Raw genomic sequence first — 1,365 nt, 5'->3', positions numbered from 1 at the left:
ACTGGATCGCCCCGCACCCCTCCCGGGGGACGAACAACGCTACTCGTCGATCGGGTCGGGGGAACTGAGGTCCGCGTACAGCACCTCACCGTCGCGGATCACGTACCGTTTCGCCAGCACGGGAAATCGGCACTTGGTAAATCCGGCTGTCTGGATGTCGAATTCTTCGTCCGGTTCGAGATACTCAGCGAGCGACCGGAGGAACTCGTGGGTGACGATGCCACCGTCGTAGTCAGGAAGCCCGTTCTCACGGGCCTCGTACACTTCGAAGCTGTCGTAGCCCCAGATAACGAGTTCGCCGTCGTCGTCCACTTCCCAGTTGAGCGTCCCGAAGCAGTGGTTCTCACAGAGCTGGCGGACGGCCTGTGGATCCGATACGAGCGCGCCGGTCGATGTTGTTGCGGCTTGGAGTGTTGCCATGGGTTGTTCTCGGGAGCGGTCTCGCGCCCCCGCACCCCTTCAGGGGGCAAACAACCGCTCACGCTGTGACGGCCACAGGACGATTCGCTGTCGACGCGTCGTGCTGTCAGGATTCTCCGTGTACGTCACCGTCTGATGTCGTATTCGGTTGGGTGAGAACATCCACCTGCTCGAGGAGCGTCGTCGCGGTGCTAATTCGCTCTTGATCGGCGGGCTCCAATTGGTCGCTGTCGATACTGGTGAGGCTACTGAGCGCGCGGTGGAGTCGATAGCCAGGGGTGTCTCGTGGGTCCATGTGTGCGCCTCCGCCAATTCTCGGCGCCGAAAAACACCGGCGGGCAGTCAGCAGGTGTGGTATCGTCGGGTGGTCGCGAGCTGGCTTCTGTTAACCAACAACTCCGAGCCGACACCAGGATTGTTGGTTAATTTGACGTCGTCTTTACTGACCGGCTTCGGGTTCGGGCCCATAGCGTGGCGTGCCGCACCGCTGACAGCCCCACATTGGCTGCCCGGTCCACTCGTCATCGGGGACAGCCTCGAATTCGCGGAATCGATGCTTAGTCTCCCGATCACACTCTCGACACTCGAGGTGAGTTCTGTTTGGGCGCTCGCGTCGTGGCTGTTCGGTATCGGTCTTGTCAACGGATTCCTGGAGCGCAATCGCTGGCACCAGCCAGAGGTCGTTGTCTGCGTCCTCACGTAGGCTTGCAAGACGAGCTTCGGTGCGAACCTCGCTCCCGGTTTCGTCGTAGAGAAACGTCGCGTGCTCGCCGTCGTGACGGGACTGCGTCGTCTCTGTCCACGCCGTCCGCTCACGAGCAGCCGCGAGCAGCTGATTACCACATTCAGACGTGACCCGTGTCGCCGTGGGGAGCGAGGGCCACTGATCGACAAGCTGTGGGGCCGGTTCCTCGTCGAGATCGTAGATTAGCTTGCAGTCATCGA

2 protein-coding genes and 1 pseudogene are annotated in these 1,365 nt (G+C 61.4%); all 3 read right to left on the bottom strand.

Features of this window, described 5'->3' with window-relative positions; all coding sequences use genetic code 11:
• Nucleotides 1-39: 39 nt before the first annotated feature.
• Nucleotides 40-420, bottom strand: a complete 381-nt coding sequence (locus ACQUQ1_RS22225) for a hypothetical protein (RefSeq protein WP_435066358.1) — start codon at nt 418-420, stop codon at nt 40-42.
• Between the two features lie 106 nt (nt 421-526).
• Entirely contained in the window at nt 527-715 is a 189-nt protein-coding gene (locus ACQUQ1_RS22220; RefSeq protein WP_435066357.1) for a hypothetical protein, read from the bottom strand.
• Between the two features lie 144 nt (nt 716-859).
• Nucleotides 860-1,365: pseudogene (locus tag ACQUQ1_RS22215) on the bottom strand (hypothetical protein); the annotation flags it as partial.

Source organism: Halobaculum sp. EA56 (genome assembly GCF_051195075.1).
GTDB lineage: Archaea > Halobacteriota > Halobacteria > Halobacteriales > Haloferacaceae > Halobaculum.
The sequence above is the reverse complement of the archived record's forward strand: the minus strand, read 5'-3'. Positions and strand labels throughout refer to the sequence as shown.

Excerpts from the sequence above, each read along its gene's own strand:
- ACQUQ1_RS22220 (WP_435066357.1), bottom strand. The coding sequence starts at position 715 with ATGGACCCACGAGACACCCCTGGCTATCGACTCCACCGCGCGCTCAGT.
- ACQUQ1_RS22225 (WP_435066358.1), bottom strand. The coding sequence starts at position 420 with ATGGCAACACTCCAAGCCGCAACAACATCGACCGGCGCGCTCGTATCG.